The sequence below is a fragment of the Treponema sp. Marseille-Q3903 genome, from assembly GCF_014334335.1.
Classification (GTDB): Bacteria; Spirochaetota; Spirochaetia; order Treponematales; family Treponemataceae; genus Treponema_D.
Map to the genome: position 1 here is coordinate 1,294,112 of NZ_JACSEU010000001.1, position 18,370 is coordinate 1,312,481.

Sequence of the window (18,370 nt, forward strand, 5' to 3'; positions counted from 1 at the left end):
TGAAAAATAAAAATCCTACTAGTAAAAATGACGTTCTAATGGTAAACTAAGAATCTAATTTTAGAGATATTTATGCCACTTACATTTAGAGAGCAATTTATTTTGTTTTTAAGAAATCCGGTTTTTCTTTCCTGTCTATTTAGCTGGTTTGGTGCACAGTTTTTAAAAGCAGCTATCAAATTGATATATGGGAAAATCCATTCACTTGGGGAACTACTTGAAGTCATGGTTTGGCGCACAGGCGGCATGCCTTCAAGTCATTCTTCTCTTGTGACTTCACTTTGTACAACTATTGGATTTAGAAATGGAATAAACTCGGATATTTTTTGTTTTGCACTTGTTTTTTTTCTTGTTGTTATTCGAGATGCATTCGGTGTTCGCCGTTCAAGCGGAATGCAAGCACATAAGCTAAATGAAATCGGTAATGAACTGAGTACAAAATCAATCCTAGATATTTTTAAACCTCTAAAAGAAGTCGATGGTCATACACCGATGGAAGTGCTTTGCGGATGTTTTCTTGGATTTTTTATCGGTCTTGCATTCTCGCTATTAAAATAAATAAAAAAATTGTAAAAATAAAATGAAAATCAAATAAAAATGAAAAAAAATTGCTTCGGAATTATCTCACCAATTGTGTTTCTCATTTCGCTGAGTTTTATTTTAGTTTTTAGAGCAGTTCCGTCAGGTAAATTGTGGAAAAACTACATTGTGATGTATGTTTCATCTTCAAGCGATGATTCTTCAATTCAAAATGCTTTTACACAAAATGGAATTGAAGATGTTGTTTCTCTTTCAGGACAATATCTTCCTGTTACTTTTTCTGAAAATTCTCTTGAAGTTTCAATGTTCCGCATCAATTTTGATAAACCTGAATATTCATATTATCTCAGGAGAAACTCATTCTTTTTTGATAAATCGCAGAATTTCAGACTTTATTATATTCCATCATCGCAGAAGGCAAAATTACAAAACTGCATTAAGTTCCTAGATAATATTGGCATTCAGTGCGGAGTCGATTCAGAATCTTCATATCCGTGGATTTTGCCTTTAGTTGCGATTTTGCTGGCTTTAGTAGTTGCGTTTTTTTCAAAAAATAAAGCAGTTTTTCTTTTTTCTCTTGTGATTCCAGTCTCCTACATTTATGCGAATCCTTTTTATCCGTGTGCACTCGCTTATTGTCTTATTGTGCTATGCCTTTTTTATATTTCAAATGTTTGGAAACGAAAAGGCGCTGTCGAATATCTTCTTGGAAACTATTGTATTCCTGCAATGGCGTGCACAGCATTTTTAAGTTCAATTTCATGTTCTGTGCTCTCAGGTGTGATGTTTGTCATAATGGCAGCAGGGGTTTTTGCAGCTTTATATATATTCAATTTTGTTCAAGAATATTTTCAAGCAAAAAGTGTAAATTCTTTTGTTCCGGTTTTTATTCGTCCGGCTAAACTTGTTCCACTTTTTTCGGGCAGGTCAAGGACATCGCTATACGCTGCAACCGCCGCATCTGTGATTTTTATAGCTTTATATGCTTTATCGACTTCATCATCTTTTGATTCTCATTTCTCAAAGATTCAGTTACCAGGCGATTCTTCTGTTCGTTCACAAAATCTTCCGCAGCTTGAAGAGTATTATAAGTGGATGTGGAACGTCAAAACATATCCTTATAGGTCGCTGAACAGTTCAAATAAAATCGAAAGCCTGGCTGAATTTCCAAGATACAAAAAAGAAAATGACCGGATTTCAGAATCGTCAGACATTTTTGAATACAATAAAAATTTTAAAGAGGAAGTTTTCAATCAGATAGATTTGCTCCCTTTTAATTCGATTGAAAAAGTAATAAAATCCGAAGGCTCGGGATTCAATGCAGGATACATCTCATCAAACCAAAACCATGTCAATTTATTTGGAATTATTATGATGTTTATTTGTCTTTTTATATTACTTTTTATATACATTTACACTATTATATCCAAGAAAAGGATCAATAAATGACTTTATCTAACACGGTTGCTTCGTCAATAATTAAAAATTATCGGTTTTCTCAAAATGCATTTTTGCCACGTATCGTTGAGATTCCTTTGATGATGGAAGATGGAATAAGCTATAAAAGCATCGTAAATGTTGGAGATAAAGTGGAAGAAGGGCAGAAAATTGCAGTATCATCTGAATATGACGGTGAGAAGACATTTATTCGCTCTTCTGTTCCCGGAACTGTCGTCGCAATTGAACCTTGTTTTTCTCCAAACGGACGTCAGACTTTTGCAGTAAAGATAAAAACCGGTGGTAGTTTTTCATACATCGGAAAAATCCCGAAAGAAAAAAATACACATTATACAAACGAGTTGTTGTCAAAAAAACTTATAGAAGACGGTGTTATAAACACTTTTTATTCTTCAAAGCCTCAGAATTTCGGGATTCAGCTGAAAAAAGTAAAACCGAAAACAAATATTATCGTACGGCTTTTTGATGAAGACCCATACAGAATCACTGATTCATTGATTTCAAGGTTATATTTTGAACAGGTTATAAAAGGTGCAAAAATCCTCTCCGATGCCATTGGTTTTAGTGGAATTGTGTTTTGCGTCGACCAGAAAATGGAAGACAAATCATATTTTTCAGACAAAAACCCTGAACTTGATAAAAACGTCGCAGTTCTCCAAATGAATTTAAAAAATTACCCTTATGGAATCCCTAGAGAGATCATTTCTGCATTTAAAAAAAGTGGTCTAAAAAAGACTTGTGGTTTTGAAATCAGCAAAAATGATTTATTTGTAGATTCAACTACAATTTACAAAGTTTACAAGTCGGCATGTTTATCTGTGCCTTCCATAAACAGCCTTGTTCATTTTTCCGGTGACTGCCTGAACTTATCGTGTATGCTTGACGTAAAAAATGGTGCTTTATTGAAAGATATTGTCAGTCAGCTTGGATACTTTGTAAAAACGCCCGAAATGGTCATAATAAACGGCAGGATGTGCGGAGTTTGCGTTCAAACCCTTGAAGTTCCCGTCACTTTATACGTGAAGTCTGTCGAGTTTATTTCAAAACAAAAGAAGCTGGATGAACAGATTTACACATGCGTAAACTGTGGCAACTGTAGGGTTGCATGCCCTGTAAAGCTTTCGCCGGATATACTCTACAACAACATTTCAAAGTTCAAACATTTGCCTGAAAACTTTGCTAAATCTTCATTAGCTTGTCTTGAATGTGGCTTATGCAATACTGTTTGTCCTGCTCGTCTTCCGCTTTCTCAGACTATCTCTGTGCTTAAAAAGACAATTGAAAACTAAAATAATATATCGGAAATAAAAATGAAAAATAATTTGAATGATAAAAAATTAAAAAACTCAATAATTTCGATTAAACCTTTTGTTTATACAATCCCGTCGATTTCATCTGTGTCTATTCGATTTTTAGTTTTGCTAGTTCTTCAAGTCGCTATGCTTTTTTTTACAAAAAGTTTTAATGCTGTTTTTGTAGTTTTGGCGGCTTTTTTGGGGGCTGCTGTGACTTCTGTCATAAATTATTTTTTAGAAAAAAAAGAACTTTACAATGTTATGAATATTTTGATTCAAGGGCTGTTTATCGGACTTTTGTTGCCAGAAAATTATCCTGTTGTAACTGTTTTTTTTATTTCCTTTTTGACTTTATTTGTTTCAAGATGCATCGTGTTTAAGAGCGTAAATACTTGGCTCAATGTACCTGCGATTGCCGTTATCATCGCATGGCTCATAGGTTTTAGATATTTTCCGAATTTTGATGTTTCTTCTGATATTTTAAATTTTAAAAATATATCTGCTTATTTAATCCAAAATGGAAATTTCAAAATCTATTCATTCGATACTCCTGTCACAAACTTTATCAATGAAAAAATATTCAGCTTGTTCAGTGTTTCAATTCCTGAAGGTTTTGTCTCTTTAATCTGTGATACAGGCTCTGCAATCCCAGCATTCCGCTTCAACCTTTTGACAATAATCTCTTCTATCATAATTTTTTCCGATAATGCTTTCTCCGGTGTAATCCCCACACTTTTTTTAATCACATATTTGCTGCTTGTAAAACTTTTCGGCTCTTTTTTCTTTGGCGGAATAATAAATCAGGGAGATATGATTCTTTCGCTTATGACAGGTGGAACTCTGTTTTGCGTAACGTTCCTTATTCAGTGGTATGGGACAAGCTTGATAACTTTTGGCGGAAAAGTCTTGCTGGGTCTTATTTCTGGCATTTTGGCATTTATAATAATGGGTTGCGGTACGTCTCCTATCGGAATGGCTTATACTGTTCTTATAACGAATATCTGCTGTATGATGTTGCGCGTAATCGAAGAGAGAAAAAATGAAAACGCAACTGCCAAACTTATCTCGAAGATTTCGATCACAAAAGGAGGGCAGAGGTGATGAAGCAGCAGATTTCTTATAAAAATTTTTTTATAAAATATGGGACATTTATGAGTGTTCTTTTGGTTTTGTTTTTTTTAATGATTTATTCCATAGTTGTCTCAAGAAAAAGCTGGAGCAAAAATCTTTGCTATACGATAGAGCGATTTTTAAATGAAAAAGATTCAAATTCGTGGGTTTTATCATCTCAATTGCATATAAAAAATCCATTTGTGATGAATGCGGCAGCTTTTGACGCTCGCAACAATAAAGACGGAGAAATGTATAAAGCCGTCATACTGAGAGTACAGACTTTTTATGGACCTATGGCCGGAGTTTTTATTGTTGATAAAAACAATAACGTTGAGTTTGTGGGATATCCGTCACTTCACGGAGTTATTTCCGAGCAGATTAAAATCGACAACTCAAACAAAAGAATCGATTACTGGAAAAATAAAATTCCAGAAATCATAAAGTAAAGGATATATGATGGAACAGAAAAAATTAAGTTTATATATAACAGCGTATCTTGCTCTTTTTGTGCCGACTCCCGGAAGATTAGTCTACGGAATTACATTGCTTTTGGAATTAAACATCCTGCTTTTGGGTGGTATCCTCGTAGATTTTCTTGTCAAAAAATTCAAGTTTACAGAGATAAGAACTTATATCGTCATGACTTTTTTGATTTTTTTTACAGTCATCTATAGGCAGATTTTTGCAATCGCTTATTCTGAGGTTGCTTTGACACTCGGCTTTTTGTTCTATTTCCCGCCGGTTTCATTGCTCCTGATAGACAATATTTTAAAATCGTCAGAAACCGATTTTGGTTTGAGAATAAAAAAATCTTTACATAATTCTCTGTTTTTTTCATTTTTTGGGCTTATTTTATTTTTATTTCGAGACATCGTTTGTTATGGAACATTTACTTTTTACGGAAGTAAACATCAGATATTTGAAAAAGTTCTGTTCAATTCCGATAAAATAGGACTTTTTTCTTTCTTCGGAACAGTTCCCGGAGTTTTGTGTCTGATTGGTGTTTTGTTTTATCTTGATGTCTTTTTCAGAAACAAAATGAGGATTATAAAAAATTCTGGAGAGGCTGAATGATTTATCTCGATTCATTTTTGTATTACACAGTCTTTGCATCTGCAGTTTTGATTTACGGCATTGGAATAAATAAAACCGTCGACATCGGAATCACAAAATTTGAGGATTTTTCCTTTTATGTAAAAAGCGTTGTTGTAATCGCTTTGTCTTCAATTGCGTCATGGCTTATGACACATTATATTCTAGTTCCGGTCAACCTTATAGAACTTTATCCGATCGTGACTTTTATAGTGTTTGCATGCATAAATTCACTCGCTGGAGCAATTATTAGTCTCAAGAAGAATACTTCAGGCTCTGAATTTGCAGTTTCATTTTTGATAACACTTCTTTCAGTTTCAGAAAGTACGTCGCTGCTTGATACAATCGTGATTTTTTTTAGCTGTATTTTTACTTTGGTGTTGCTCATTCCAATTTGTATCACTTTTAAGAAAAGAGTTTCCAGTGATGGGCGGAGCCTCGATGAAAATTATTATAGTTTTTTCTTCATCTTTATTGCCATAATTTTAATAAGTATGACTGTGTGGGATGTAGTTTGGTTTAATCTTGGAGCAATAAAATGATTTTATCAATAATTCTTTTGATTTTGTTTATTATAGCACTTATCTTTATCACTTTTTTTACATTGTATTTTTTTGTCCCATCTATAAGAAAAAACAATGAAAATGATGATATCTTTATCTCTCTAAAAGCAAAAAACACAGTTATTCCCGAAAAAACAGCAACAAATTCTACCGACAAAAAAGCTGTCGTGATGTGTTCATGTAAAAAAGAATTTGCTTTAGCCCGACCTGATTACAATAAGGAATATTCATGCAAGATGATTAAATCGCTTTTTTGTTCCGGTTTGGACTGCAAATTCGCATGTATCGGGTTGGGAGACTGCGCAAAAGTGTGCGAACAGTCTGCGATTGTGATCGAAAACACAACTGCTGTGATTACTGCCAATTGCAGTGGCTGCGGAAAATGCGTTGATGTTTGCCCTCAGAATATTATAGAGCTTATTTCAAGCGATACGGCGACAATTGTAAAATGCGGCAACGTTACAGGAGAGCAGACTTCTTGTTCTGCATATAAAAAAGAAGAAAAAGCCGAATGGAAGCCAAAAAAAGACTTTAAAATATGGGCATATTGTTATAGAATTATCAACAGAACTAGATGTTAAAATTCTTTATTTGAAATATTATATAAAAAGCTAAATGTTTTTGGGGAAAAGCATGTACTAAGGAGAGATAAAAGGCTGTTGGGTGTGGGAGAGCCGTATTGCGAATAATGGATTCAATATACGTAAGTTTTAATTTAAAGCCATTTTCATCTTGTTCAGATTCAAATGATGTATTTGAAAATAACTTTCAGACCGTTTTTAAACCATTAATCCAGTTTTTGTATTCACATCCATCGTTTAGATTTTCTTTTGCTTTTAGTGGTAGGCAGATCCAATTTTTTAAAAAGCGAAAGAATGAGTTTATCGCAATTCTTCGAGAGCTTGTTGAAAGGAATCAAGTTGAAATATTTGGTGGCGGTTATTATGAACCTTTATTGCCTTTGCTTTATCCTGTAGATAGAAACGGGCAGATCGATTTGCTTTCAGCAGAAATAAGACAGACATTTGGAAAACGTCCGCGTGGGATTGTTTTTTTTGAAGATTGCTGGGATTCTGCACTTGTAAACAATATCCACACATGCGGTATTGAATACGCAATTTTGGACAGCGTACTTTTGCAGGAAAATAAACGAAAATTTTTGCCGATAATAATGTCAGATCTCGGAAAATCAGTAGATATTTATCTTTATCATAAAGACTTGGCGCCGAATAAAGATATTTCTCCCGAAACATTCATACAAAATATTGTAAAAGCTGTAAAGAAAATTGAAAAGAATGATAACCATATTCAACTCTGTCCAGAAAGAATCATAAACTTGAATCTTACACAGGAAGATATTGTTGAGCTTACGCAAAGCAAATGGTTTGAAAAATTTTTCGCTCTTATAAATGATGGCAATTCAAATATAAAACTTACATCAAATTTTGAATATAAATCAAAGATTGCAAAAACAAAAATCCCGGCGTATATTCCGGTTGGAATCAGCGAAAGCGTTTCGGCTGCTGTAAACAAGAAAAATAATGAGAGCAAAAGCCGTTCACCTTTTACAATTTATGATTACATGCACACTTATCCGAACAGCCAGTATTTATACAACAGAATAATGTACATAAGCATGCTTGTAAATCAATATAAAAATGACAAGATGCGGAAAAAGGCTGCCAGAGAAAAACTTTGGGAAGCACAGGCTGGAACAGCTATTCTTTTTACGACGAATACACCTTATGAAAATTCTTTGCACAGACAAAAAACTTATAAAAATTTGATGGAAGCTGAAAAAATTCTTCGTAAAGATGGTAAATTCAAGCAGTGTGTAACTCGTTTTGATTATGATAACGATGGGCTTGATGAATATATCTGCCGAATGGAACATTATTTTTCATATATTTCATTGATAAGCGGTGCCGTGCGAGAACTTGATTTGATAAAAAATACTGGAAACTATCTCAACAATTTACGCCGTGATAAAGATTTTGACGGCTGCTGTGATGATTATGACAGAGGACTGTTTGTAGACCATCTGTTTACAAAAGAACAGTTCAATCTTTATATAAAAAATGAACGTTCTGGAGATGGCGTTTTTTCCAGAATTCAATATTCAGAAGTGAAATTTTCGCAAATACATCACGAAATCCAGCTTGCGGCTCACGCTGTCTGGAAGCCTACGAATCAAGCTGTATATTTGAGAAAAAAATATGAGATTACCGCTGTAGGAATGACTGTTCAGTATATCATCAAAAATGAAAGCGACAAAAAACTATGTGCAAAATTTGCAGTAGAGTCGAGCATCGTAAATCCATCTTTTAATCCCCTTGATGTTGTCTATTTCAGTGATGAAGTTGTAGACAATGAAGCGATTGTAAACCTAGATACTTCTGAAAACACTTATCAGCTTAATTCAAAAGGAAAATTAAATGATGTTCAAATTGCGCGTTTAACCGATACCGCAAATGGAATCTCTTTTGTGTTTGAGCCGAACGAAAAATGCGGATACTTTTTCAGTCCAATCACTTTCCACCGTCCAAGTTTTGATTATAAAATTATTGAGCCTGTCAGCATGTCTTTTGTTTCGACTTTGTTCTGGGATTTAAATATCGAGCCGGGAATGGAAACGGAAAAATATATCAATTTTACAATTGTGCCTGTGAAAAAATCTTCAAAGTAGAATGCCGGCAGAGCGTTTTAAATAAGGCTTTGTATAATGCGACAAGAGCGTCTGTGCAAACAACTTTTCAATAGATTACAAAATATTACAAAACAGCTAGTTTTTTTATTAAATCTTTCAATTGATCCAATTTTTTTTGCGTGATAAGCGGATTTAAAAGCGTAAATTTTAGATAAGTTTTTTCGTCGCTGACAGTTTGTCCTATTACAATTCCATTGTCGTGAATCAAGCTGCGGCGAACGCGTTTGTTTACTCTGTCTGCTGTTTTATCGTCTTTGCAATTTGAATACCTGAATACTACGGAACTTATCTCCGGTTCAGTGAGCACTTCAAAGTCGCTGTCTGATTTTAACATTTTGTAAAAATATTGAGCATTTTCCATGCTTGTGTTTATCAATTTTGCCCAGCCGTCTTTTCCACGCATTTGAAAGCTCATCCAAACTTTCAGTGCATCAAAACGCCTTGTTGTCTGAATCGATTTATCTACAAGGTTTGTGTAGCCGTCTTCTTCATCTTCTTTACGGTTTAAATAATCTGCGTGAATTGTGAGTGCACTAAAGTTTTTACCGTTTTTGAGTAAGATTGCGCTGCATGAAATTGGCATCACAAACATTTTGTGGAAATCGAGTGTGATTGAATCACACATCTCTATCCCAGAAATTCTGGCAGCGTATTTGTCAGACATTATCACCCCTGACCCGTAAGCTGCATCTGCGTGAAACCACATATTGTTTTTGCAAGCGATTTCAGATATTTTTTTCAGAGAATCTATGCTTCCAAAATCTGTTGTCCCGACTGTTCCAACTACTAAAAAAGGAATGTTTCCCATTTTTTTATCTTTTTCTATAAGGGATTTTAGTGCATCTATATCCATTCTCTTATTCGAATCAACTGGTACTTTTACAACAGCCTGATAGCCGAGCCCAAGTATGTGAGCAGACTTTTCCATAGAGAAATGAGAAATCTCGCTCGTGTACATTCTGAGCTTTAGGCATTTCTCATTTATTCCAATTTTTTTTACATCGTATTTTAGAATGTCATTGCAGAACATGTCACGCGCTATGATGATTGCGGTCTGGTTAGACTGGCTTCCACCGCTTGTAAAAACTCCATCTGCTTTTTCATCATATCTGAACAAACGGCACAGATGTTCTATTACTTCAACCTCTATTTCTGTTGCAACAGGAGATTGATCCCAGCTGTCCATTGACTGATTGAATGTTGAGATGATAGATTCTGCGGCAATTGTCTCTACAAGCGATGGTCCGTGAAGGTGCGCCATATAATCTGTTGAAGATGTACGCAAAAGATTTGGAAGAATTTTTTCTTTTGTCAATTCGAGTGTCTTTTCCCAGCCAATCCCTTTTTCCGGCAAAATAGAGTCTTGGTGAATAATCTTTTTGAGTTCTTCCGGTGTTGGACCTGCGTATGCACGCTCATCAGCAAATGTATCTGCAATTGATGATGTGACTTCTCCGATGATTTTTTTATATTCGTCTTTATCAGATTGTATGTTTGTCAAAAAAGATGTCATATCACTTATTTTCTGTATTCTTCATCGACAGAAATGACGGCTTTTTCAAATATTGCAAATGCTTTTTTCAAATCTTCATCTGTGATATTCAATGCACAAAGGCAACGCATAACACAACCGTTTCGTCCGCCTTTCTCAATTATAAGTCCATTTTCAAAACACATTTTCTGCACTTTGCCTGCGATTTCTCCGCTTGGCGGAAGTGAGCCTATGCAGTCCGGAGTCGCATTCGGATCTACAAATTCTGTTCCAATCATAAGGCCTTTGCCACGTATATCACCTATGATCCGAACTTTTTTCTGTAACTCTCTGATTCTATTTTGAATCATTTCACCTTTTCTGATAACGTCATCAAGAAATTCAGGTTTTGATACTGTATTTAAAACAACTGTGCCAGCTTTCATCGCAAGCTGATTTCCGCGAAATGTGCCTGCATGTGCACCGGAAGTCCATTTGTCGAGTTCTTTGTTGTAAACAACAACTGCAAGTGGCTGAGAACCGCCGACAGCTTTAGAAATCAAAACGACATCAGGAACAATATCAGCATATTCAAATGCGAACATCTTTCCGCTTCTGCCCATGCCGCACTGAATTTCATCAAGGATGAGAGGAATGTCAAGTTCTTTTGTCACTCGTCTCACAGTTTTTAAAAATTCGATTGGGGCAGGGATAACGCCGCCTTCCCCTTGAATAGTTTCAAGTACGATGCACGCTGGGTGAGTGATTCCACTTTCGGGATCTTTTAATGTGCGTTCAAAAAAATTACATGCAGCTTTTGTACATGTATCGCCGCCAAGTCCAAATGGATCTCTGTACATATAAGGATAAGGGAATGAGTGTACATCAGGCATAAGTCCGTTTACATGTGTCTTTGCATGTAAATTTCCCATGCATGCGAGTGGACCTTGTCCCATTCCGTGATAACCGCCGGCAAAAGAAATTACACTCGAACGACCGGTTGCCGTTTTACAGAGTTTGATCGCTGCATCAGTTGCGTCAGTGCCGCTAGGTGAGCAAAATTGAATTTTGGCATTATTTCCTAATTCTGGTGGGAGTAAACTGAAAAGAGTCTGTACAAATTCGTCTTTTACAGGTGTTGTTAAATCAAGAGTGTGCAACGGGGCATCTGAACTTATAAGTTCTATCATTGCCCGATTTATTTCGTCATAATTGTGGCCCAGTGCTAAAGATCCGGCTCCACACAAAAAATCCAGATATTTGTTTCCCTCTACGTCCTCAACCCATGAGCCTTTGGCTTTCGCAAGCGCGAATGGGAATTTTCGCGGATAGCTACGGGCATTAGATTCTGTGGAATCCTGTCTGGTAATGTAATACTGATTTGTGTCTTTTTCTGACATAAACGTTCTCCATTACAAACAGCATTTCGCTGTGTATAAAAATATTATAGGCTATTACTCTACATCAAAAAGTTATTCTTAACAATAGATATATCTATATCATTATAGATAAAAACGCTTTTTTTAATTATTATTAACTAGTCAGAAGTTATTATTCCACGTGAATCTATTTTATTCTAAAAGGGGTATTGTTATGATTGAACCGCTCATCAAAAGAAACAATTTACTTGGTCCAAAAGTTGTCGAAGCATTGAAGAGACGTCAGTTTGATGCGTATTATGTTGCAAACAAAAAAAATGTCGCAGAAAAAGTTTTGGAGCTCATTCCTCAAAATGATGTTGTTTCTTGGGGAGGCACGACGACTGTCGAACAGCTTGGAATAAAAAAACTTCTAAAAGACAATGGATACTCAGTTATCGACCGCGACAGTGCAAAAAGTCTTGAAGAGAAATTAGAGAAGATGCGCAACTCTCTGAACTGCGATACATTTCTTATGAGCAGCAATGCGATCACAGAAAAAGGAGAATTGTTCAATATCGACCGCGTCGGAAACAGAGTTGCCGCCCTTTGTTTTGGTCCTAAAAGCGTGATCATAATAGCCGGTATGAATAAAATTGTTCCTGATATGGAAGCCGCTTATTCTAAAGTTAGACATTATACATCTCCAATAAATGCGCAGAGATTTTGCGATTCAACGCCGTGCTCAAAAACAGGAGAATGTGCTGATTGCTTAAGTCCGCAGTGTTGTTGTGCCCAAATGGTCGCAACTCGTTTTTGCTTCCCTGCAGGCAAAATAAAAATCGTTCTTGTAAACGATGAACTTGGAATCTGATTGAGTTTCAACAAGACGTAAAAGGCGTGAAGATCTACAATACTTTGTAAAAAGGATTCTATATGACTGATTTGGAAAAAAACACTTTGTTCACAGAAGTTTACGAACTTCTCGATATTTTTAATGAATACACACCGATTCAGCGGGACGGCGTTTTTATTGTTGACGCAGTAAAGCTCTGCTATACACAGATGATTGACTATATTGTAAAAGATTTATCTGAAGCTGCAAACTTAAAAGATTGGCTAGATAAGACAGATTTTTGGACTGCTCCCGCTTCAACTAAGTTTCATGGAAATTTTAAAGGAGGATTAAGCATTCATACGCTGATGGTAATAAAACAGTCTCTTGTGTTTGCAAAACCGATGCTAGAAAATTTCTTTGCATCTCCTGAAGGTGAAAAATACACAATCACCGCTAAAGATATTTTTATATCGGCTCTTTGCCACGACTTTTGCAAAACTGGATTTTACAGCATTGAATATCGCAATACTAAAGATATCACCGGCAATTGGGTAAAACAGCCGTTTTACAAAACTAAGAGCGACAACCGTAATCTTGGGCACGGAAATGAATCTGTTTTGATGATGCTTGAGATTATGCCTTCGATAATTCACAACAGAATGGTGATTGAAGCTGTCAGCCGCCACATGGGATTTTCTGACTTATCGGAGAGCGAATCATACAATTATTCAAATTTTTTGATGAATCCGCTTGTAATTTTACTCCAAACAGCAGACCAGACAGCATCTCAATGGTACGGACTTTGATTATATCAAAAACTTTAATTTTTAAACTTTAATAATATTGCATTTATTTAGTGAAACTGTATTGTCTATTTTTTTTTTTTGATTTATTATATTGACATCAACTGGTACAAAACAGCGTACCATTGTTGTTGTGACTAAATTGTCAGGAGGTCATATTTTGGCTAAAGGAAGACCTTTAATCAATGTTGAACGTTGTAAGGGCTGCGGATTGTGTATTCGCGTATGTCCAAAAAAAATTTTGGAAATGTCAGAGCAGACAAACGGGCAGGGAGTTTCATACCCAGTGTGCATAAATGAAGATTTATGTATCGCATGTTCATTTTGTGCAACAATGTGTCCTGATACGGTGATCGAAATAGAGCTTAATGATTGAAATCAGTCAAAACAAACCGAATAAACAGTTTGTTCTTGATTTTACACATTAATTAATAAGAGGTTTTCAATGACAAATACAAATAAAGTTTTAATGAAAGGAAACGAAGCGATTGGAGAAGCTGCTGTCAGAGCCGGTTGTCGTTATTACTTTGCTTATCCAATCACACCGCAAAATGAGATTCCTGCATATATGGCAAAAAGACTTCCTGAAGTCGGTGGTACATTTCTTCAGGCAGAATCAGAGCTCGCCGCAATCAACATGGTGATGGGAGCTTCTGCCGCCGGTGCAAGAACTATGACTTCATCATCTTCTCCCGGAATTTCTTTAAAACAGGAAGGAATCTCTTATATTTCCGGTGCGCAGCTGCCGGCAGTTGTCGTAAACATGATGAGAGGTGGACCCGGACTTGGCAATATCGCCGGCGCTCAGGGAGACTATTTTCAGGCGACACGCGGCGGTGGAAACGGAGATTATCATGTAGTTGTAATTGCTCCGGGAACCGTTCAGGAAATGGCAGACTTGACTGTAAAATCGTTTGAAATTGCAGATAAATATCGTGTTCTTTGTATGATTTTAGGGGACGGTTACCTTGGGCAGATGTCTGAACAGTGTATCCTTCCGGAGTTTGTAAAAGATTTTCCCGAAAAGCCATGGGCGTTGACAGGGAAGACTCCCGAACGCAAGCAAAATAAAATCATGTCGCTGAAACTTTCGGGAATCGACGGTGAATTGAACAAACATACAAAAGCGCTTTTTGAAAACTATCAGAATATTCAGGACAATGAAACTTTATCTGAAACATTTATGTGTGACGATGCTGATTTTGTCCTCACCGGATATGGAACTTGTGCTCGCGTATGTAAAAAAGCGGTGAAGTTGCTTCGCGAGCAAGGGATAAAAGTAGGTCTTTTTCGTCCAATAACACTGTGGCCGTTCCCTCAAAAAGAAATTGAAGCGGCTTGTGCAAATTCAAAAAAAATATTAACTGTTGAAATGTCTATGGGGCAGATGGTTCAAGATGTAAAACTTTATTGTGGTCATAAGCCAGGCGATGTTGATTTCTATGGAGAGCCGGGCGGAGTTATACCGTCTGTTGATGTAATTATAGAGAGGATAAAGAGCTATGTCTAAAAAATATGAATTTCCAAAATCAATGATAGATGTCCCAACTCATTACTGTGGCGGTTGCGGTCATGGAATTGTACATAAACTAATTTGTCAGGTGATTGACGAGATGTGTATCCAACATGATGTCCTTTTAGTCGCTCCTGTCGGATGTGCGGTTTACGCTTACAATTATATAGACGTAGACGCTTGCGAAGCCGCTCACGGTAGAGCGCCTGCTGTTGCGACAGGCATGAAACGCGTTCACCCTGACAAACTTGTGATAAGCTACCAGGGGGATGGAGACCTTCTTGCTATTGGAACAGGGGAGACAATTCACGCTGCAAACCGCGGAGAAAATATCACAGTGATTTTTATCAACAATGCAATTTATGGTATGACAGGCGGGCAGATGGCTCCAACGTCGTTAGTCGGTCAAGTGACAAAAACAACTCCATTCGGACGCAATTCTGATGAAGTCGGATATCCGATAAGAGCATGTGAACTTTTGAATACACTTGTTGAACCAAAATATATAGAAAGGTGTGCAGTTTACGATGTAAAGCACATCAATCAGACTAAAGCCGCAATAAAAAAAGCTCTTACATATCAAAAAGATAAAAAAGGCTACAGTTTTGTTGAAGTGCTTTCCATGTGTCCTACAAATTGGGGCGTTTCTCCGACAGTTGCAGCAGACTGGGTAAAAGAGCAGATGGAACCTTATTATCCTCTTGGGGTGTTCCGCGACGTTCCATCAGGGGTTGTGCCTGAATTCGCAGCACCAAAATCAGGAGTTGTAAAAAAATGACAACAGAAATAATTTTTGCCGGATTCGGCGGGCAAGGTGTTATTCTTGCCGGTAAAATTCTTGCTCTCGCAGGAATGAATGAAGATAAATATGTTTCTCACATCCCATCTTACGGTGCCGAAATGCGCGGCGGAACTGCTAACTGCTCTGTTATCGTAAGTGATGATGAAGTAGCTTCCCCTGTAATTGAAAAGCCTGATGTAGTTGTAGCTTTGAACAAACCTTCGATGACAAAGTTTGAAAAATGGCTGAAACCAGGCGGACTTTTGATATACAATTCGTCTTTGATCGACATAAAGCCTGTCCGCACCGATATAAAAACTATTGCACTCCCTGCAAACGAAATTGCAGCAGAGACAGACAATCCTCGAGGTTCAAACATGGTCGCACTTGGCTGCCTTGCAAAAGTCTGTAAAGGAATGATAAGTGGAGTTAAGCCGTTTGAGTACGCATTGGATGAAGCTATTTCTGCAAGAAATAAAAAATTTAATCCAATAAACATCAAGACAATTGAAACTGCGTACAATAAAGATTACAAGATAAATTAGCAGTGCGGATAAAAGCTGATACTTTCAAATAAAGTCAGGAATCTATAATCAGCAATCAAGCAATCTGCGCAATAACAAAAAAGGAGGTGTGATAAAAAGTGTCGTCTGAAATATCGCCGATACTTTTTATTTCGAGTTTGCCTGGATGTTTGCAGAAGACGTGTATACGTGTCGTTTCGATAAAAATCAAATGAATACGATACGCTTTATTTTGCAAACTCGACTATTGAACGTGTGCGCTCTTGCGCACGGCTAAAAACTTTTTCGGAAATTGCTATTTCCTGCAAAAGTTTTTATGGGAGGTTTTAGGATGAGTGAAAAAAATAAAATCGGTGCTAAAGTAAAATTAGTGCGGGAAAACAGAAAACTCAGTGTTGAAGATGTATCGGAGCGCACGAATTTAAGCGTTGAACAAATTTTAAGCATTGAAAGCGGAGCGCTCGTGCCGAATCTAACTCCTTTGATAAAAATCGCCCGAGTTCTCGGTGTTCGGCTCGGAACTTTCATGGATGATGATGAAAACCTTGGACCTGTTGTCGCACATTCTAAAGATAAAAAAGAAGTTACACGATTCAGTGACCGCGGAAATGCCGTTAACTCTGACCTTGATTTTTATACGCTTGCGCAAAATAAAGCCGGTCGTCACATGGATCCTTTTATAATAGATATTTTCCCTTCATCAGAGGAAGATATTAAACTTTCAACACACGAAGGCGAAGAGTTTATTTATGTCCTTGAAGGCGAAGTAGAAATTCTATACGGAAAAGATAAATATGAATTAAAACAGGGCGACTCAATATATTACGAATCGATTGTAGCTCATCATGTTCACAGCCATGGCAACTGCAATGCTAAAATTCTCGCCGTTGTATATACGCCTGTTTGATGAAAATACGTAAAAAAATATGACAGATATTCAAAAAAAATTATTTTCACGCCAAGACTCGAAATACGCCGATTTTGTCGCTAAGTTAGTCCCAACAGAACCTCGAGAATCTTTTATCGGTGTTCGTGCAGCCGAGTATAGTAAAATCCTAAAAGAAATCGGTTGTTTTTCTGAACAAGCTAAAACATTTATGAATGAGGTTCCACATCAATATCAGGAGGAAAATATTCTTCATATCCAGCTGATAAATAGACTAAAAGACTTTGAACAGTGCATTTTTGAAATCAACAAGTTTTTGCCATTTGTGACTAACTGGGCTGTAAGCGACGGACTAAATCCAAAAGTATTAAATAAAAATCATGGAAAATTGCTTTCTCACGTAAAAAACTGGATTGAAAGCGACAAGCCTTATACAAAGCGAATAGGAATGATTTTGTTTATGAAAAACTTCTTGGGAAGCGATTTTGATCAGGAATACCTTGAGTGGCCTGCAAAAGTTAGAACAGACGAATATTATGTCAATATGATGACTGCGTGGCTTTTTGCCGAAGCGCTTGCAAAGCAGTGGAACAGCGCAATTAAATTTGTTGAGCAAAGACGACTCGACACTTGGACGCACAATAAAACTATCCAAAAGGCGCTCGAGAGTTTTAGAATTACACCGGAACAAAAAGAATATTTACGGAATCTGAAAATAAAATCATAGAAAGATGTTTAAGTTTGAACTGTTTGACATAAAAAATATTCCACAAATTGTAGATATTGTTTTTCCTCTTTGGAGCGATTTTGATGCCCCGGAAACTTATCGCCGTCTTTATTCGGAATTGATAATCCGCAGTAACCTTTTTGAAAACGATAAACGCTTCCAGCTTACAGATAATAAAACAGGTGAGTTCCTTGTGAGTTCATTTTTTATGTGCAAGGGAGATTTGTGTACTGTAAATAGCTGGGTTCGACAAATAAACAAAGATTTCACGCTTCAACAAAAACAGGCGTTTGATAGATGTCGTTCATATATAGAACTGATGGATTATAAAACTCAAAAATTGATGAATGATGATGATATTCAATTGACACTTTATGTCAGCAATAAAAAAGGCTGCGGTTCTCAAATGCTAAAAAAGTCTGCAAAATTGCTTCTTTCAAAAGGGTATAAAACGCTTTATCTTTGGACAGATTGTGAATGCGACTGGAAATGGTACGCAGAGCACGGTTTTGAGATGATTTACAACGGTGTTTGCGATATGTTTACATACAAAAAACAGGAATTCAAAACGTTTATATTTAAGAAAAATCTTTTAGAAATATGATTTTGATATTGCAAATCGTTATGATGAGCGATGGTGCCGACTTTTACCGCAGATTTAGCAGCCAAGTTATAAAAATAATTTAATTATATTAAAGAGT

20 protein-coding genes are annotated in these 18,370 nt (G+C 36.5%); 18 read left to right on the plus strand and 2 right to left on the minus strand.

Annotated elements, in window-relative coordinates; genetic code table 11:
• Positions 1-72 precede the first annotated feature (72 nt).
• From H9I37_RS05845 to H9I37_RS05885, 9 genes are all read left to right on the plus strand, one after another.
• Positions 73-558: a divergent PAP2 family protein gene (locus H9I37_RS05845; RefSeq protein WP_187381519.1), complete on the plus strand. Its 486-nt coding sequence runs from the start codon at positions 73-75 to the stop codon at positions 556-558.
• Positions 559-597: 39 nt separating this feature from the next.
• Positions 598-1,989: a hypothetical protein gene (locus H9I37_RS05850; protein ID WP_187381520.1), complete on the plus strand. Its 1,392-nt coding sequence runs from the start codon at positions 598-600 to the stop codon at positions 1,987-1,989.
• Entirely contained in the window at positions 1,986-3,287 is a 1,302-nt protein-coding gene (locus tag H9I37_RS05855; protein WP_187381521.1) for a DUF2118 domain-containing protein, read from the plus strand. Before H9I37_RS05850 ends, H9I37_RS05855 begins: the two co-directional genes overlap by 4 nt.
• Before the next feature lie 21 nt (positions 3,288-3,308).
• Positions 3,309-4,394, plus strand: a complete 1,086-nt coding sequence (locus H9I37_RS05860) for an RnfABCDGE type electron transport complex subunit D (RefSeq protein ID WP_187381522.1) — start codon at positions 3,309-3,311, stop codon at positions 4,392-4,394.
• A complete protein-coding gene (locus tag H9I37_RS05865; RefSeq protein WP_187381523.1) occupies positions 4,394-4,852 on the plus strand; it encodes a hypothetical protein in 459 nt (152 codons plus the stop codon). The genes H9I37_RS05860 and H9I37_RS05865 overlap by 1 nt, the downstream gene beginning before the upstream one ends.
• A gap of 7 nt (positions 4,853-4,859) precedes the next feature.
• On the plus strand, positions 4,860-5,480 hold the full coding sequence (locus H9I37_RS05870) for a hypothetical protein (protein WP_187381524.1): 621 nt from the start codon (positions 4,860-4,862) through the stop codon (positions 5,478-5,480).
• Positions 5,477-6,040, plus strand: a complete 564-nt coding sequence (locus H9I37_RS05875) for a hypothetical protein (protein ID WP_187381525.1) — start codon at positions 5,477-5,479, stop codon at positions 6,038-6,040. The genes H9I37_RS05870 and H9I37_RS05875 overlap by 4 nt, the downstream gene beginning before the upstream one ends.
• A complete protein-coding gene (locus H9I37_RS05880; RefSeq protein WP_187381526.1) occupies positions 6,037-6,642 on the plus strand; it encodes a 4Fe-4S dicluster domain-containing protein in 606 nt (201 codons plus the stop codon). The genes H9I37_RS05875 and H9I37_RS05880 overlap by 4 nt, the downstream gene beginning before the upstream one ends.
• Before the next feature lie 107 nt (positions 6,643-6,749).
• Entirely contained in the window at positions 6,750-8,747 is a 1,998-nt protein-coding gene (locus H9I37_RS05885; RefSeq protein WP_187381527.1) for an alpha-amylase/4-alpha-glucanotransferase domain-containing protein, read from the plus strand.
• A gap of 85 nt (positions 8,748-8,832) precedes the next feature.
• On the opposite strand, the gene H9I37_RS05890 is transcribed toward H9I37_RS05885, so the two are convergent.
• On the minus strand, positions 8,833-10,281 hold the full coding sequence (locus H9I37_RS05890) for a pyridoxal phosphate-dependent decarboxylase family protein (protein WP_187381528.1): 1,449 nt from the start codon (positions 10,279-10,281) through the stop codon (positions 8,833-8,835).
• 5 nt (positions 10,282-10,286) lie between these two features.
• A complete protein-coding gene (locus H9I37_RS05895) occupies positions 10,287-11,639 on the minus strand; it encodes a diaminobutyrate--2-oxoglutarate transaminase family protein (protein WP_187381529.1) in 1,353 nt (450 codons plus the stop codon).
• A 193-nt stretch (positions 11,640-11,832) separates the two neighbouring features.
• Between H9I37_RS05895 and H9I37_RS05900 the strand changes: the two genes are divergently transcribed.
• The 9 genes from H9I37_RS05900 (at position 11,833) to H9I37_RS05940 (ending at position 18,273) form a co-directional block, all read left to right on the plus strand.
• Positions 11,833-12,471, plus strand: coding sequence for a lactate utilization protein (locus H9I37_RS05900; protein ID WP_187381530.1), 639 nt, complete (start codon positions 11,833-11,835; stop codon positions 12,469-12,471).
• 62 nt (positions 12,472-12,533) lie between these two features.
• On the plus strand, positions 12,534-13,241 hold the full coding sequence (locus H9I37_RS05905) for a hypothetical protein (RefSeq protein WP_187381531.1): 708 nt from the start codon (positions 12,534-12,536) through the stop codon (positions 13,239-13,241).
• A gap of 157 nt (positions 13,242-13,398) precedes the next feature.
• Positions 13,399-13,614, plus strand: a complete 216-nt coding sequence (locus H9I37_RS05910) for a 4Fe-4S binding protein (protein ID WP_187381532.1) — start codon at positions 13,399-13,401, stop codon at positions 13,612-13,614.
• 69 nt (positions 13,615-13,683) lie between these two features.
• Positions 13,684-14,748 (plus strand): 3-methyl-2-oxobutanoate dehydrogenase subunit VorB, encoded by a 1,065-nt coding sequence (locus tag H9I37_RS05915; protein WP_187381533.1) that lies wholly within the window; start codon positions 13,684-13,686, stop codon positions 14,746-14,748.
• Positions 14,741-15,529 carry a thiamine pyrophosphate-dependent enzyme gene (locus H9I37_RS05920; protein ID WP_187381534.1) on the plus strand — a complete coding sequence of 263 codons (789 nt, stop codon included), beginning with the start codon at positions 14,741-14,743 and terminating at the stop codon, positions 15,527-15,529. The genes H9I37_RS05915 and H9I37_RS05920 overlap by 8 nt, the downstream gene beginning before the upstream one ends.
• Complete coding sequence (locus tag H9I37_RS05925; RefSeq protein ID WP_187381535.1) at positions 15,526-16,077, plus strand: 2-oxoacid:ferredoxin oxidoreductase subunit gamma family protein; 552 nt, start codon at positions 15,526-15,528, stop codon at positions 16,075-16,077. Before H9I37_RS05920 ends, H9I37_RS05925 begins: the two co-directional genes overlap by 4 nt.
• A gap of 310 nt (positions 16,078-16,387) precedes the next feature.
• On the plus strand, positions 16,388-16,963 hold the full coding sequence (locus H9I37_RS05930) for a helix-turn-helix domain-containing protein (protein ID WP_187381536.1): 576 nt from the start codon (positions 16,388-16,390) through the stop codon (positions 16,961-16,963).
• Positions 16,964-16,982: 19 nt separating this feature from the next.
• A complete protein-coding gene (locus H9I37_RS05935; RefSeq protein WP_187381537.1) occupies positions 16,983-17,669 on the plus strand; it encodes a DNA alkylation repair protein in 687 nt (228 codons plus the stop codon).
• A 4-nt stretch (positions 17,670-17,673) separates the two neighbouring features.
• Complete coding sequence (locus H9I37_RS05940) at positions 17,674-18,273, plus strand: GNAT family N-acetyltransferase (RefSeq protein WP_187381538.1); 600 nt, start codon at positions 17,674-17,676, stop codon at positions 18,271-18,273.
• Positions 18,274-18,370: the final 97 nt, after the last annotated feature.

Bases quoted from the DNA above. Each gene is read 5' to 3' on its own strand.
- H9I37_RS05860 (WP_187381522.1), top strand. From the start codon at position 3,309: ATGAAAAATAATTTGAATGATAAAAAATTAAAAAACTCAATAATTTCG.
- H9I37_RS05925 (WP_187381535.1), top strand. From the start codon at position 15,526: ATGACAACAGAAATAATTTTTGCCGGATTCGGCGGGCAAGGTGTTATT.
- H9I37_RS05845 (WP_187381519.1), top strand. From the start codon at position 73: ATGCCACTTACATTTAGAGAGCAATTTATTTTGTTTTTAAGAAATCCG.
- H9I37_RS05880 (WP_187381526.1), top strand. From the start codon at position 6,037: ATGATTTTATCAATAATTCTTTTGATTTTGTTTATTATAGCACTTATC.
- H9I37_RS05915 (WP_187381533.1), top strand. From the start codon at position 13,684: ATGACAAATACAAATAAAGTTTTAATGAAAGGAAACGAAGCGATTGGA.
- H9I37_RS05920 (WP_187381534.1), top strand. From the start codon at position 14,741: ATGTCTAAAAAATATGAATTTCCAAAATCAATGATAGATGTCCCAACT.
- H9I37_RS05850 (WP_187381520.1), top strand. From the start codon at position 598: ATGAAAAAAAATTGCTTCGGAATTATCTCACCAATTGTGTTTCTCATT.
- H9I37_RS05900 (WP_187381530.1), top strand. From the start codon at position 11,833: ATGATTGAACCGCTCATCAAAAGAAACAATTTACTTGGTCCAAAAGTT.
- H9I37_RS05870 (WP_187381524.1), top strand. From the start codon at position 4,860: ATGATGGAACAGAAAAAATTAAGTTTATATATAACAGCGTATCTTGCT.
- H9I37_RS05895 (WP_187381529.1), bottom strand. From the start codon at position 11,639: ATGTCAGAAAAAGACACAAATCAGTATTACATTACCAGACAGGATTCC.
- H9I37_RS05855 (WP_187381521.1), top strand. From the start codon at position 1,986: ATGACTTTATCTAACACGGTTGCTTCGTCAATAATTAAAAATTATCGG.
- H9I37_RS05930 (WP_187381536.1), top strand. From the start codon at position 16,388: ATGAGTGAAAAAAATAAAATCGGTGCTAAAGTAAAATTAGTGCGGGAA.
- H9I37_RS05940 (WP_187381538.1), top strand. From the start codon at position 17,674: ATGTTTAAGTTTGAACTGTTTGACATAAAAAATATTCCACAAATTGTA.
- H9I37_RS05885 (WP_187381527.1), top strand. From the start codon at position 6,750: ATGGATTCAATATACGTAAGTTTTAATTTAAAGCCATTTTCATCTTGT.
- H9I37_RS05865 (WP_187381523.1), top strand. From the start codon at position 4,394: ATGAAGCAGCAGATTTCTTATAAAAATTTTTTTATAAAATATGGGACA.
- H9I37_RS05875 (WP_187381525.1), top strand. From the start codon at position 5,477: ATGATTTATCTCGATTCATTTTTGTATTACACAGTCTTTGCATCTGCA.
- H9I37_RS05935 (WP_187381537.1), top strand. From the start codon at position 16,983: ATGACAGATATTCAAAAAAAATTATTTTCACGCCAAGACTCGAAATAC.
- H9I37_RS05905 (WP_187381531.1), top strand. From the start codon at position 12,534: ATGACTGATTTGGAAAAAAACACTTTGTTCACAGAAGTTTACGAACTT.
- H9I37_RS05890 (WP_187381528.1), bottom strand. From the start codon at position 10,281: ATGACATCTTTTTTGACAAACATACAATCTGATAAAGACGAATATAAA.